The sequence below is a fragment of the Pseudomonas sp. WC2401 genome (genome assembly GCF_041200115.1).
In the GTDB taxonomy this organism is placed as follows: domain Bacteria; phylum Pseudomonadota; class Gammaproteobacteria; order Pseudomonadales; family Pseudomonadaceae; genus Aquipseudomonas; species Aquipseudomonas fragi.
On record NZ_CP165623.1, the window covers coordinates 217,656 to 231,642 of the forward strand.

A 13,987-nucleotide genomic window follows, 5' to 3' on the forward strand; every position below is an offset into this window, starting at 1 on the left:
TTGATGCTGAATTCAAGCCCGCGTGCGGTCAGTCCCCTCTCCCTCCGGGAGAGGGCCAGGGTGAGGGGATATTAACGTTTGCCCTAACACCCACTGCAACCCGCCCGCCAGCAACAACGCTGGCAAAGTCGCCCCCACATCCGGCAGCAAGTTCGCCAGCAGGTGATAAGTCACCACCCCACCCAGCCAGGCCAGCAAACTCGGCCAGCGCAGCAGCGTCGGCGTGACCCGGGCACTGCGCTTGCGCAGGATAAAGTGATCCACCAGCACCACGCCGAACAAGGGCGCGAACACTGAGCCAATCAGTAGCAGGAAGTTCTGGTATTGCGCCAGCGGCGCAAAGCAGGCGATCAAGGTGCAGACCACGCCAATGGCCAAGGCCAGGTGCTCGACCTTCAAACGCAACAAAATCCCGCCAGACACCGCCGCCGAGTGAATATCGGCAAAGGCGTTTTCCGACTCATCGAGCAGAATCAGCAGCAACGGAATCCCCAGCCCCGCACCCGCCAGCGCCAACAGCAGCGCATTGACTTCACCACTCGGAGCGAATGCCAGGGTGTAGGCCACGCCCAGGCTCATCAGCCAGAAGTTACCAATAAAGAAGCCCACAGCCGTGCCGCCAAATACGCTTTTGACCCGCTTGCCGAAGCGCGAGTAATCCGCGATCAGCGGCAACCAGGACAGCGGCATGGCGATGGCAATGTCAAAACCGACGGCAAACGGCAGCGAGCCATCGCCTTTTTGCGCCCACAGCGCTGGCAGATCAGCCTTGGCAAACAAGTTCCAGGTCAGCCAGAGGCAGGCCCCCAGCAGCAGCCAGATACCCCACGTGCGCAAGATCTTGCGCACAAAGGTCAATGGCCCGCTGACCGCGAGCAAGGTGGCCAGGGCGCCAAACAGCAGCGTCAGCAACAGCGGGTTGCTCAGCGCGCTGCCTTCGCCAAATGCCCGGGCGCCCAGCAGGCTGGCAGCATCGCGCATCACGATGATTTCAAACGAGCCCCAGCCGATCAGTTGCAGCACGTTGAGCATGGCCGGGAGCATGGCACCGCGACTGCCCAGGCTGAGCTTGAGCGCAGCCATCGACGACAGGCCAGTGTCGCTGCCAATCACGCCGACCGAAGCCAGTAGCGACACGCCCACCAGCGTGCCGAAAAAAATTGCCAGCAAAGCACCCGACAGCCCCAGCCCCGGCGCAAGCAACGCACCGGTCTGCAACACCATCAGGCCAATGCCGAGGGAGAACCACAGGGAAAACAGATCGCGACCGCCGAATGCACGCCGGTCCAGAGGGACAGCAAGGTCGGGGGAATAGGTGCCGGGTGTGTTCAAGGAATGAATCCCACAAAGAGAAAACCGCCTAAAAAACCCTGTGGGAGCGGGCTTGCTCGCGATTGCAGCACCTCGGTGACTCAGACATACCGAGTTGATTGCATCGCGAGCAAGCCCGCTCCCACAAGGGGACTGCTTACATCACACTTTTTTATACAACTGGCTGCCTTCCTGCTTGAAGCGCTCGGCCTGCTCAGCAAGGCCCTTGGCTACATCCACATCAATGGCATCAATGCGCTGGTTGGCGGCGTAGATGCGCACTTCCTGGGTGATTTTCATCGAGCAGAATTTCGGCCCGCACATGGAGCAGAAATGCGCGACCTTGGCCGAATCCTTGGGCAGGGTTTCGTCGTGGTACGAACGTGCGGTATCAGGGTCCAGGCCCAGGTTGAACTGGTCTTCCCAGCGGAATTCAAAACGCGCCTTGCTCAATGCATTGTCACGAATCTGTGCACCAGGGTGGCCCTTGGCCAGGTCCGCAGCATGGGCTGCGATCTTGTAGGTAATGATCCCGGTCTTCACGTCATCCTTGTTCGGCAGGCCCAGGTGTTCCTTGGGCGTGACATAACAAAGCATGGCGCAGCCAAACCAGCCGATCATCGCGGCACCAATGCCCGAGGTGATGTGGTCGTAACCCGGCGCAATATCGGTGGTCAGCGGGCCGAGGGTGTAGAACGGCGCCTCGTCGCAGCATTCCAGCTGCTTGTCCATGTTCTCCTTGATCAACTGCATCGGCACATGGCCCGGGCCTTCGATCATGCACTGCACATCGTGCTTCCAGGCGATCTTGGTCAGCTCGCCGAGGGTTTCCAGCTCGCCGAACTGCGCGGCGTCGTTGGCGTCGGCAATCGACCCCGGACGCAAGCCATCGCCCAGCGAGAAGCTGACGTCGTAGGCCTTCATGATTTCGCAGATTTCGTCGAAATGGGTGTAGAGGAAGTTCTCTTTGTGGTGCGCCAGGCACCACTTGGCCATGATCGAACCACCGCGCGACACAATGCCGGTCACCCGCTTGGCGGTCAGCGGTACATAGCGCAGCAACACGCCGGCGTGGATGGTGAAGTAGTCCACGCCCTGCTCGGCCTGTTCGATCAGGGTGTCGCGGAACAGCTCCCAGGTCAGGTCTTCGGCCACACCGTTGACCTTCTCCAGCGCCTGGTAAATCGGCACGGTACCAATCGGCACCGGCGAGTTGCGGATGATCCACTCGCGGGTTTCGTGGATGTGCTTGCCGGTGGACAGGTCCATGACCGTGTCCGAACCCCAGCGGATGCCCCAGGTCAGCTTGGCCACTTCTTCTTCGATCGAAGAACCCAGCGCACTGTTGCCGATATTGCCGTTGATCTTCACCAGGAAGTTACGGCCGATGATCATCGGCTCCAGCTCAACGTGGTTAATGTTGGCCGGGATAATGGCGCGGCCACGGGCGATTTCTTCGCGCACGAACTCGGCGGTGATTTCTTTCGGGATGCTGGCGCCGAAGCTGTGACCCGGGTGCTGCTGGTCCAGCAGGCCGGCGGCGCGGGCTTCCTGCAGCTTCATGTTTTCGCGGATGGCGACGTATTCCATCTCGGCGGTGATGATGCCCTGACGTGCATAGTGCATCTGGGTAACGTTGGCGCCGGCCTTGGCCCGACGCGGGTTTTTGACGTGGGCGAAGCGCAGTTTGGTCAGTTCAGCGTCTTCGAGGCGCATTTGCCCGAAATTGGAGCTCAGGCCTGGCAGGCGCTCAGTATCATCACGGTCGTCGATCCAGGCCGAACGCACATCGCCCAGGCCTTTGCGCACGTCAATCTGCACGGACGGGTCGGTATACGGGCCGGAGGTGTCGTAGATCAATACCGGGGCGTTCACTTCGCCGCCAAAATCGGTAGGTGTGACATCCAGGCTGACTTCACGCATCGGCACCAGAATGTCCGGGCGCGAACCCTGTACATAGACTTTTTGCGAGCGGGTAAACGGCTTGACCGACTGCTCATCGACCTTGGCCGAATCACTGAGATTGATCGCGTTTTTTGGTTTTGTACTCATCACGGCTCTCCAGACTGCATCCAGGCGGATTGTCGGAGGGAGAACCTGAAAAATGTACGGATGCACCCAAGGACTGGGTGCTGAGTGACGACCTCGAACGACTGGTTGTTTTTTAACCAATCGATCCCGGACGGCACTCAAGAGGACTCGCCGGGAGACGAGAAATCTTGTTCCCTACGCAGGCGTTAACCTGATCAGGTTCAACGGGATCCGAAATTATTCGATCTCAGCCTCATAGCAAGGCACCCCGACAAGAACGGGCACAGTCTAGGACAGCGGCAAATTTTTAGCTACAAGTGCCAAGCCGCAACTTGCAGATGCTCTATCGCGCCCAAAACTACTACACTCGCTACTTCCTGAAACCGCGAGTCGGACTCGGGCTTTCATTTTTCGCATTCTTGAACTAGGGATCGCTCATGCTGCGCAAACTATCACTGGCTATTGCCGTGTCTTGGGCGACCAGCGCAATGGCGCTGGACACCCCCGCTCCATTGTCCAGCCAAAACGGTCTGGTCAGCGTTTACCACGAAGCGGTCGACAACAACGCCGACCTGGCCGCAGCCCGCGCCGGTTACGAAGCGCAAAAGGAAGTGGTACCCCAGGCCCGTGCCGGTTTGCTGCCCAACCTGTCCGGCGGCGCCGAGTCGAGCAATGTGCGTACCGCCATCGACCAGCCGTCGCTGACCACCACCCGCAGCGCGATGGTGTACCAGGCCACGCTGGCACAGCCGATTTTCCGCATCGACCGCTGGTTCCAGCTTAAAGCCGCCGAGTCGATCAACGAGCAGGCTGCGCTGCAACTCTCGGCCACCGAGCAAAATCTGATTCTGCAAAGCGCCAATGCCTACTTCTCGGTACTGCGTGCCCAGGACACCCTGGCGGCGACCAAAGCCGAAGAAGCCGCGTTCAAGCGCCAGCTGGACCAGTCCCGCGAGCGCTTTGACGTAGGCCTGTCGGACAAGACCGACGTGCTGCAATCCCAAGCCAGCTACGACACCGCGCGGGCCAACCGGATGCTGGCGCAGCGTCAGGTCGAAGATGCATTTGAATCGCTGGTGACCCTGACCAACCGTCAGTACAACGCGATTGAAGGTATGCGCCACACCCTGCCGATCCTGCCGCCGATGCCCAATGACGCCAAGTCATGGGTCGATACCGCCGCCCAGCAGAACCTCAACCTGCTGGCCAGCAACTACGCGGTCAGCGCCGCCGAAGAAACCCTCAAGCAGCGCAAGGCTGGCCACGCGCCAACCCTCGATGCCGTGGCGCAGTACAAGACCGGCGACAACGACGCCTTCGGCCTGAGCAACCCCAACGCCCTCAACCAGCGTTATGGCGGCGACGTATCGCAGCGCAGCATTGGCGTGCAGTTGAATATCCCGATCTACAGCGGTGGCCTGACCAGCTCGCAAGTGCGTGAATCCTACTCGCGCCTGGACCAGACCGAGCAACAGCGCGAGGCCCTGCGCCGCCAGGTGGTGGAAAACACCCGCAACCTGCACCGTGCCGTGAACACCGACGTTGAACAGGTATCGGCACGCAAACAGTCGATCATCTCCAACCAGAGCGCGCTGGAAGCCACGGAAATCGGCTACCAGGTGGGTACCCGCAATATCGTCGACGTGCTCGACGCCCAGCGCCAGCTGTATAACTCGGTGCGCGACTACAACAACAGCCGCTATGACTACATCCTCGACAACCTGCGCCTCAAGCAGGCGGCGGGCACCCTGAACCCCGGGGACCTGGAAGCCCTGTCGCACTACCTCAAGGCCGACTACAACCCGGACAAGGACTTCCTGCCGCCGGACCTGGCCAAGGCTGCCGAAGCCAATTTGCGCTCGCCGGGCAACTGACGCCTCCTGTGGGAGCGAGCCTGCTCGCGAATAAAGCGCCGCCGCTCCCACAGCGATTGGCTTGACTGATATACCCGGATACCACCGTTCCCTGAGAGCTACAGACGTTAATACGGCATCAGTCGTATGACCCTCTGCCAGTCTCTACAGGAACGCTTATGCCTACAGCCCCCGCAACCGCCCTGAACCCACCCGAAAATGCCGTGCGAGCCCAGTTTGCCAATGGCCCCGTGCTTGATACGGTCGCCCGGCAAATGCTCACCGCAGCGCTGGTGCAACACTACCCGTCACTGCGCATCGATCTGCAGCGCACCCGCCTGGCTGTCCCCAGGCCCGAAGGCGGCTGGGCGCTGGAGCCCTTCATGCCACGGGTTCTGGATTACCTGGGCAGAGGCGCCGGGCTGGACTTGCGCCCGGTCAATACACAACCCTGCTACCTGACCGATAACCCGCCTGACTGGCTCGGCCCCGCAGAGGGCGAGCTGGACATGGCGATTGTCGAGGCCCTGGCCAAGGAACTCTCCTGGCGCCTGCCCATCGGCCTGCAAGGTGCACTCAACGAATTCTGGGCGGGCAACGCCGACACCGGCGCCAGCCGCTGGCAATGGCTCAGCGATGTGCTCAAGGACACCCTGCGAATTGGCGCCCTCCAGCAGACCGACCTGCACCCGAACGCATTGCTCGCCATCAATCAGGTGATCACGACCCCGGACTCTGCGCAGCGGATCCGCCTGTACGGCGACACTGCCGTGCGCGCCTACTGGCTCAAGGCATCATTACTCGGCCCGCACACGCTGCACTCATCTCTGAGCTCAAGGATCGTGCTGGCCACCCGGGAGCAGGTACTGCTGTGCAAACCCGACGGCAGCATCCTCACTTACAAGACGCTCGACTCCCTGAGCCGGGCCTGGACCAGGCAGATCAGCCGAACCTATACCGTCCGGGAAATCCGCATCACCCACTACGAGCTTGAGGGCAACGTATTCGACGCCTGCGCAGCGGCCATCCTCAACCGCCAGCTGGAACACATCGGTGCGCTCAAGCTGCCGGCCAGCATCGGCTGGCCGGCATTGCAAAAGGTCTACAACTCCATCACCAGCACCGCGCAGTTCCTGGTCGGTGGGCCGCAGGCCAGCCTGTACAACCTTGAAACCATCAACAGGCACTTGCCCCACTGGCTGCGCAACGCCAGTGCCGCCGACAAGGCCCTCTACCGCCAATACAGCCTGGCCCTGGCCTCGGCCAAAAAAGTCGCCAAGGGCAAGACCTACCTGTACGGCATCAGCGACATCCGCACCTATGCCGCCGATGTGCTGCACCAGCAAATGCGCAGCGACCAGGGCCACTTTGAGCAGACCACCCCGATTGCCGAGCGCCAGGACCACTTTGACCCCGAAGACATTGAACTGACCTTCCTCACGGCCACCGGCTTGCCGGATACCGTCGGCGCTGTCGAAACCACCACCATGAGCCTGACCGATCTGGCCCTGAAGAATCTGCTCGGGCGCCCCAAAGGCACGCTCAGCCTGCGCCATCGCCGGGACCTGGCACTGCCCCCGTGGTTGACTGCGGACTACATCACCCAACGCGGCGGGCTGATTGAAACGGTCAATATCGGCAAGATGTACCCCGAACGCCTTGAAGACCTGCTGCTGGGCGCCACTGCAGACGCCCGCCCCCGGGAACAACTGTTCGCCGCCCACCTCAGCGTACAGTTACCGCTCGAAGCGCTGGAACTGAGCCTGAAACACGAACAGGGCCTTACGCCGCTCGGTGCCCGCTATGTGGCCGCCGTGGTGCAGACCAGCACCGATGAGCAGCAGGTCGAAGGCACGGCGGTGGTCATGCGCCATCTGGCCCTGATGCGCCACCCGCAAGCCTCGCCGGACATCGCGAGCAACATGTTTATCATCGAACCGGCCAATACCGGGCAAGGCCCGCATGTGCTGTACCGTCCTTTCTATACCCCTTCGCTGCTGGAGTTCAGCACCCGCACGGCCCTGCTGGAGGCCATCGCCGAGCCCTCCCCCCTGCAGACCAGCGTGCTGACCTGGCTGAGCGATATCGCCCGGCCGATCTACGACAACGGCGGTTTCAGGGAGCCCCATTACGTGCGCTTTGGCCTGGGCAGCGAGTTTGCCCCCCTCGAACGGCCCACCCCGGCGCAACTGGCAACCAATGGCAGCAGCGACGAATTGCTGCAATACCTGCACAACGGCCGGCTGATGGAGTATCTGTTTGGTTGCAATGCCAGGGCATTGGTGGCGCAGGCCGACAGCGATTCGGTATCCAACGCCGAAAGCCGCTGGGGGGTGCTGATGGAAGGGGCCGGCCTGATCTTCAACAGCCTGTTGCTGCTGCCCGGCTTGCCCCCGCCCCTGATGCTGACCGGTGGTTTGCTGAGCCTGGCCAGCGTGGCCAGCCAGGACATCCCCGCGCTCACCAGCAGCGACGCCATCACCCGCGAGCTGGCAGCGGCTGATGTACTGCTCAACCTTGGCATGCTCCTGCTCCACCAGTCCCTGGCCGCGGCACAGCGACCTGGCCCCCTGCCCGCCGACCTGCTGGCCCAGGCCTTGCGCCCCCGGGCCCCAGTGCGCATCGGGGAAATATGGCCCGAACCCGAACCGCCCATAGTGGTCACCGGGCTGGTGGCACTGCCCGGGGAAATGCCGGCGGCCGACAGCACGGTGCTCGATTTCAGCTTCGCCAGCGCCCACAACCGCCTCACCCCTACGCAGCGCGAACGGCTTGCAGGCTTTAAAGTGGCGCCCCCGCAACCACTGCCCGCGCCCCACCCCGACGGCCCGCACAAAGGCCTGTACCGCATTGGCCAGGCCTGGCATGCCCGGGTCGGCCAGGACCTGTACCCCGTTGATATCGACTCCGAGGGGGTGGCGATGATCGTGTCGGCTACTGATCCCGGCCAGCGCGGCCCGGCATTAAAGGCCGACAGCCACGGCAACTGGTCGCTGGATCTGCGCCTGCGCCTGCTCGGTGGCATGCCGCCCAAACGCATCGCTGCCCTGCAGCAGCACAAGGCCCAGCGCATCCGCGAACTGCAAACGCAGATGACGGATTTTTTCCCTCATGAAGTGCCACTGCAAAAGGCCGTTGAAATCAACCACACCGCGCTGAAAAGAGCGATGCAGGACCCGCGCTTCAACGAGCAGCAAATCGCCACGTTCCGCAACCGCCTCAGCGTCGCCCTGCACGCCGAACTCAGCGCCTATCAGGCACTGCTGGCCACAGTCCGGGAGCGTACCGAGCTGAAAATCCCGTTTCATGAAACGATCCTGATCTCCTTGCTGGAGAAGTCCTTCGACAACCGGACCATCTCCCTGTCCATCTCGGCCAGCGAACAGAAAAGCCAGATCGCCAAATGGCCACAATTCACCACCCCCGGCCCGGCGCTGGAAGCCGCCGCGCTACAAGACCCGCAAGGGTTTATGCAGTCGATCCGCGAGCAGGTGGCACTCAACGACAGCACCATCGAGCGCATCGAGCAAAGGGACGGTTACCTGGAGCAACTGTTCAACCTCGGCGAAACCGGGGCGGCCACGGCCACCGAGCTGCTCCAGATGCTGCCCGCCGCAGGCCATACCGGCCTGACCCTCAAGGGCTTCCAGCTCGACTGCCTGAAGCTGGCCAGCTCCAGGCTATCGGCAGGCACCATCATCGAAGAGAGCCTTGATAGCGCTATCGACCCACTCAAGGAACATGCCCACACCCACAACCAGCTCAACACCCTGGAATTCGACGCCAGCAAGCGCCTGGAGATCCTGGACAGCCTTGTGGACAACTACGGCCAGGCCCTGGATGCATTGCAGGGTATCGGGGTGATCTATGCCGATGAGCTGGAGCCCGAGTACTTCAACAAACTGCGCCTGCTGCTCACCGATCTCTACCAGGATGTAACCAGGCAACTGGCCAGCGAGATCCGGCCAACGCCACAACCAACGGTGAAAAGGCCGCGCAAGCGCACCCCATCAGGCGCGGGCAGCCGCCCGAAAAAAGTCATCAACGTGCGCGGCAAGGGCAAGCTGATCGGCGAACTGAGGCCCGCCGACAGCGAATGGCAAAAGGACGTTATCGAAGTGCGTTCAGACTATGACGAGCAACTGCTCTCGACCTATTTGCAACACGGCGACGAATGGGTCGAAATCAAGACCGTGCGCCCGCCATCTCCCCTGCGGGTGCGGGCCCTGAATATCATCAAGGGCGATGCGCGCAAGTTGTTCGCCATGTTCGCAGAGCACCTGCACAAGGCCCGTCAGTACAAGAACCTGTCGCGCCATCCCCAGGAAGTCGAAGAGCTACTCGCCCACGAAGCGCAAAAGCTCGACCGGCTGGCCACCGAGCTGCACACAGCCCTTCAGGCCCAGGCTGAAGCCGCCCGCCTGCCGGACGATCAGGCCCTGGTCGACAACATGCGCAGCGCAGCACAGCAGATGCTCAGGGAGGGCCGGGAAATGCGCATTCAGCTAAGCCTCGAACTGCCGCCGACCCACGGCAACCTGCAATACCTGATTGACCAGGAGCTGGTGCAGATGGCCGGGCTGGGCAACCGCATCCAGCTCGCGGGCGAGCGGCGCGACTTTATCCAGGAGTATGCCGTCAACGACCGTCAGGGCCGGCCACTGTGGTATGCCCACTTCCATTACCCCGAGGCCACGACGCCGAAACAGGATTACAGCGTTGCCCACTTGAAGACCAAGGCTCAACGCAAGCTCAGTTACTGGTCACAACTGGCCGATGCAAAAAGCGGCCAGGCTGTGGTCATCGTGCACCGCGGCCAGATCGGCAGGGTTCTGGCAGAACGCTGGTTTCTGCCACTGGCCAACTAGCGTGACAACAATCGCCCGAGCCCGTCGAGCAACCGCTGCAAGGCACCCTGATTGAGCTGCATGACTTTCAGGCCCGCCTGGCCCATGCGCCGGGCGTCTTGCGGCAACTCGAACAGGCGCTGTACCGCCAGCGCCAGGCCCTGGGCGTCATCCACCTCTTCCAGCGCACCGGCGTCGCGCAGCAGCGCGCTGATTTCCAGAAAGTTGAACAGATGCGGCCCGCTCAACACCGGCTTGGCCAGCGCCGCTGGCTCCAGCAGGTTATGCCCGCCGTTGGGCACCAGGCTGCCGCCGACAAAAGCGGTGTCGGCCAGTGCGTACAAAAACAGCAGCTCGCCCATTGTGTCGCCCAGCATGACCTGGGTTGCGGCATTGACCGCCTCGCCACTGGAGCGGCGCACGGTGGCAAAACCTTCACGGCGGCACAGTTCGAACACCGCGTTGAACCGCTCCGGGTGGCGCGGCACCAGTATCAGTAACGCATTGGGGTACTGGTTGAGTAAGCGGCGATGGGCGGCGAGCACAATCTCGTCTTCCCCCTCGTGGGTGCTGGCGGCAATCCACACTGGGCGTGCCTGGGCCTGCCACTGCTCACGCAACTCCCGGGCATCGACCAGCAGTTGCGGGTTGATGCTCAGGTCAAACTTGATCGAGCCGGTCACTTCAACGCATTCAGGTCGTGCACCCAACTGGCGAAAGCGCTCGGCCTCGGTTTCGGTCTGCACTGCGATCAGACTCATTTCTGCCAGCATGGGCCGGGTCAGGCGGGCAAAGCGGCCATAGCCCTTGGCCGAGCGGGCCGACAACCGGGCATTGGCCAACGCCACCGGGATGCCACGCTTGGCGCACTGGTGGATATGGTTGGGCCACAACTCGGTTTCCATGATCACCGCGAGCTTGGGTTGCACACGATTCAAAAACCGCGCTGCCGCCCACGGCAAATCGTAGGGCAAGTAACAATGCTGGATACGCGGCTCACCCGCGAACAGCGCCTGGATCCGCTCGGACCCGGTGGGCGTCATGCAGGTCACGGTGATTGGCAGCTGTGGATAACGCTCCAGCAGCGCTCGAATCATCGGCGCGGCAGCGATGCTCTCGCCCACCGAAACTGCGTGCACCCAGATCCCGCCCGGTTGCATGGCAGGCAGATTTATGGCGAAACGCTCACCAATGCGCTGGGCATAAGCGGGCGCCTTGCGCGCCCGCAGCCACAAGCGAATCGCCACCAGCGGCAGCCCCAGATGAAACAGCAAGGTGTAGAGAGTTCTATTCATGGGTGCGGAGTTTACTTGAAAAACTATTCACGATGATGGCACCGAATCCGCCTTACCCTGTCGCAACCAGAACGCACTACACACTTTCACAACTACTAGAATGCCTTGCTGTTAAATTGCCCCGCACCAAACTCAGGACTCCACGATGAACGCCTACTACTACCTGGCCATTGCCATTTGTGCCGAAGTGATTGCCACCGTCTCCATGAAAGCGATCAAGGGTTTCAGCACACCGCTGCCGCTGGTCCTGGTGATTGCCGGCTACGCCACGGCGTTCTGGATGCTGACCCTGGTGGTACGCACCATCCCCGTGGGCGTGGCTTACGCTGTATGGGCGGGCATGGGTATCGTGATGGTGAGCATCGCGGCACTGTTTATCTACGGGCAAAAGCTCGATGTGCCAGCCATGCTCGGCATGGGCCTGATTGTGCTGGGGGTGGTAGTGATCCAGCTGTTTTCCAAAACTGCAGGGCACTAAACCTTCCACCTGTGGGAGCGGGCTTGCTCGCGATAAAATCAACACGGCCTATCAGGTAAACCGCGTCGCCCGCATCGCGAGCAAGCCCGCTCCCACAGTGCACACCCAAGTTAGTGGCCTCTACAAGGCCAGGTTGAAGATCAGGCTGTATACTTGCGGTCTTTGTCTTTAAACACTGAGGTCGCCCATGCCATCTGTTATTTCCACCGACGTGCTGATTGTCGGCGCTGGTGTTGCCGGCCTCTGGCTCAATGCCCGCCTGCGTCGCCAGGGCTTCTCCACGGTTGTGGTCGAGCGCGAAAGCCTGGGTGGCGGGCAAAGTGTGAAATCCCAAGGCATCATTCACGGCGGCGCCAAATACGCGCTGCACGGCGCCCTGACCGGCGCGTCCGAAGCCATTGCCGATATGCCACGGCGCTGGCGCGAAGCCCTGGCCGGTGACGGCGAGCTGGATCTGCGCGGCGTACGCCTGCTCTCCGAAGCCCACTACCTGTGGTCGCCAGGCACCCTGGCAGGCAACCTCACCAGCTTTTTTGCCAGCAAGGCCGTGCGCGGCCGGGTCGACCAGGTCAAGGGCGACCAGTTGCCCCCGGCCCTGCAAGACCCGCGCTTCAAGGGCAAGGTCTATCGCCTGGCGGAGCTGGTGGTCGACGTCCCGAGCCTGATCGAGCGCCTGGCCGACCTCGCTGGCGACGGCCTGCTGGCCGGTCAAGTCATTGAACCGCTGTTCGAGAACGACGAGCTGATCGGCCTGCGGGTCGACGGTCTCGATATTCACGCCCAGCGCATCGTGTTCAGTGCCGGTTCCGGCAATGCCGACCTGCTGGCCAGTGTCGGCATCAGCGTTCCGGCCCAGCAACTGCGCCCGCTGCATATGGTGCTGGTCAAGGGGCCTACCCTCAAGCCGTTGTACGCCCACTGCCTGGGCGGTGGCCCCAAGCCACGCATCACCGTCACCACGCACCCCGCAGCCAATGGCGAGTGGGTGTGGTATCTGGGCGGTGATATCGCCGAAGCCGATGGTGTGGCCCGCGAACCTGCCGAGCAGATCGCCGTGGCCAAAAAAGAGCTGGGCAACCTGCTGCCGTGGGTCGACCTGAGCCAGGCGCAATGGGCCACGTTGCGGGTCAACCGTGCCGAGCCTGCGCAGTCGGGGCTGGTGCGCCCGGACAACGCCTTCCTTGCGGATCAAGGCCGCCTGCTGGTCGGCTGGCCGACCAAGCTGGCACTGGCGCCGGACTTCTCCGACCGCGTGCTGCAAGCGCTGGAACAAGACGGTATCAAACCAGGTGATACCCCCGCGCTGCCACCGCTACCCCGTCCACCTCTGGGCAAAACCGCCTGGGAGCAACTGTTGCCATGAGCCAGCCAACCCTGCACGACTTCCATCGCCCGCTGGGCAGCACCGGCCTGCGGGTTTCGCCACTGGGTCTAGGCACCGTCAAGCTGGGCCGCGACCAAGGGGTCAAATACCCCAGCGGCTTTCAGATCCCCGATGATGACGAAGCACGCATGCTGCTCAAGCTCAGTCGCGACCTGGGCATCAACCTGATCGACACCGCCCCCGCCTATGGCCGCAGTGAAGAGCGCCTTGGCCCGCTATTGCGTGGTCAGCGCCAGGACTGGGTGATTGTCAGCAAAGTCGGCGAAGAGTTTGTCGACGGCCAGTCGAGTCACGATTTCAGCGCCGCACATACCCGGCGCTCGGTGGAACGCAGCCTGAAACGTCTGGAAACGGATTTTATCGATCTGGTACTGGTTCACTCCGACGGCAATGACCTTGCCATTCTCAATGGCTGCGAAGTCTACGAAACCCTGGCCGAGCTTAAGCGCGAGGGCAAGATTCGCGGTTTCGGCCTGTCGGGCAAAACCGTTGAAGGTGGGCTCAAGGCCCTGGAAACCGGTGATTGCGCGATGGTGACCTATAACCTCAATGAGCAGGCCGAGCTACCCGTGATCGATTACGCCGCGGCCCACGGCAAGGCCATTCTGGTTAAAAAAGCCCTGGCCAGCGGCCATGTTTGCCTGAGCCCCGGGGTTGATCCGGTGCGTGCCAGTTTCGAACTGGTGTTTGGCCATCACGGGGTTGCCAGTGCTATTGTCGGCACCATCAATCCGCTGCACCTGGCCCATAACGTGGCGACTGTTGCGCAGGTTCTGCGCAAAACCTGA

8 protein-coding genes and 1 riboswitch are annotated in these 13,987 nt (G+C 62.1%); of the genes, 5 read left to right on the top strand and 3 right to left on the bottom strand.

Features of this window, described 5'->3' with window-relative positions:
• Positions 1 to 12: 12 nt before the first annotated feature.
• Both cytX and thiC read right to left on the bottom strand, forming a co-directional pair.
• Positions 13 to 1,332, bottom strand: coding sequence for a putative hydroxymethylpyrimidine transporter CytX (gene cytX, locus AB3G35_RS00935; protein WP_369782233.1), 1,320 nt, complete (start codon positions 1,330 to 1,332; stop codon positions 13 to 15).
• A 141-nt stretch (positions 1,333 to 1,473) separates the two neighbouring features.
• Positions 1,474 to 3,363 (bottom strand): phosphomethylpyrimidine synthase ThiC, encoded by a 1,890-nt coding sequence (gene thiC, locus AB3G35_RS00940; protein WP_095039629.1) that lies wholly within the window; start codon positions 3,361 to 3,363, stop codon positions 1,474 to 1,476.
• Positions 3,364 to 3,517: 154 nt separating this feature from the next.
• A riboswitch (TPP riboswitch) is annotated at positions 3,518 to 3,623 on the bottom strand.
• Positions 3,624 to 3,779: 156 nt separating this feature from the next.
• Here thiC and AB3G35_RS00945 point away from each other — a divergent pair.
• Together AB3G35_RS00945 and AB3G35_RS00950 are read left to right on the top strand one after the other, a co-directional pair.
• On the top strand, positions 3,780 to 5,216 hold the full coding sequence (locus AB3G35_RS00945) for a TolC family outer membrane protein (RefSeq protein WP_016783275.1): 1,437 nt from the start codon (positions 3,780 to 3,782) through the stop codon (positions 5,214 to 5,216).
• A gap of 158 nt (positions 5,217 to 5,374) precedes the next feature.
• Positions 5,375 to 10,063, top strand: coding sequence for a dermonecrotic toxin domain-containing protein (locus tag AB3G35_RS00950; RefSeq protein WP_369782234.1), 4,689 nt, complete (start codon positions 5,375 to 5,377; stop codon positions 10,061 to 10,063).
• On the opposite strand, the gene waaA is transcribed toward AB3G35_RS00950, so the two are convergent.
• A complete protein-coding gene (gene waaA / locus AB3G35_RS00955) occupies positions 10,060 to 11,337 on the bottom strand; it encodes a lipid IV(A) 3-deoxy-D-manno-octulosonic acid transferase (RefSeq protein ID WP_169910450.1) in 1,278 nt (425 codons plus the stop codon). The genes AB3G35_RS00950 and waaA overlap by 4 nt on opposite strands.
• A gap of 145 nt (positions 11,338 to 11,482) precedes the next feature.
• On the opposite strand from waaA, the gene AB3G35_RS00960 reads away from it, so the two are divergent.
• From AB3G35_RS00960 to AB3G35_RS00970, 3 genes are all read left to right on the top strand, one after another.
• Positions 11,483 to 11,815 (top strand): multidrug efflux SMR transporter, encoded by a 333-nt coding sequence (locus AB3G35_RS00960; protein ID WP_016783272.1) that lies wholly within the window; start codon positions 11,483 to 11,485, stop codon positions 11,813 to 11,815.
• 187 nt (positions 11,816 to 12,002) lie between these two features.
• Positions 12,003 to 13,178: an FAD-binding oxidoreductase gene (locus tag AB3G35_RS00965; protein WP_106115452.1), complete on the top strand. Its 1,176-nt coding sequence runs from the start codon at positions 12,003 to 12,005 to the stop codon at positions 13,176 to 13,178.
• Positions 13,175 to 13,987: an aldo/keto reductase gene (locus AB3G35_RS00970; protein WP_016783270.1), complete on the top strand. Its 813-nt coding sequence runs from the start codon at positions 13,175 to 13,177 to the stop codon at positions 13,985 to 13,987. Before AB3G35_RS00965 ends, AB3G35_RS00970 begins: the two co-directional genes overlap by 4 nt.

Excerpts from the sequence above, each read along its gene's own strand:
- thiC (WP_095039629.1), bottom strand. The coding sequence starts at position 3,363 with ATGAGTACAAAACCAAAAAACGCGATCAATCTCAGTGATTCGGCCAAG.
- AB3G35_RS00945 (WP_016783275.1), top strand. The coding sequence starts at position 3,780 with ATGCTGCGCAAACTATCACTGGCTATTGCCGTGTCTTGGGCGACCAGC.
- AB3G35_RS00950 (WP_369782234.1), top strand. The coding sequence starts at position 5,375 with ATGCCTACAGCCCCCGCAACCGCCCTGAACCCACCCGAAAATGCCGTG.
- waaA (WP_169910450.1), bottom strand. The coding sequence starts at position 11,337 with ATGAATAGAACTCTCTACACCTTGCTGTTTCATCTGGGGCTGCCGCTG.
- AB3G35_RS00960 (WP_016783272.1), top strand. The coding sequence starts at position 11,483 with ATGAACGCCTACTACTACCTGGCCATTGCCATTTGTGCCGAAGTGATT.
- AB3G35_RS00965 (WP_106115452.1), top strand. The coding sequence starts at position 12,003 with ATGCCATCTGTTATTTCCACCGACGTGCTGATTGTCGGCGCTGGTGTT.
- AB3G35_RS00970 (WP_016783270.1), top strand. The coding sequence starts at position 13,175 with ATGAGCCAGCCAACCCTGCACGACTTCCATCGCCCGCTGGGCAGCACC.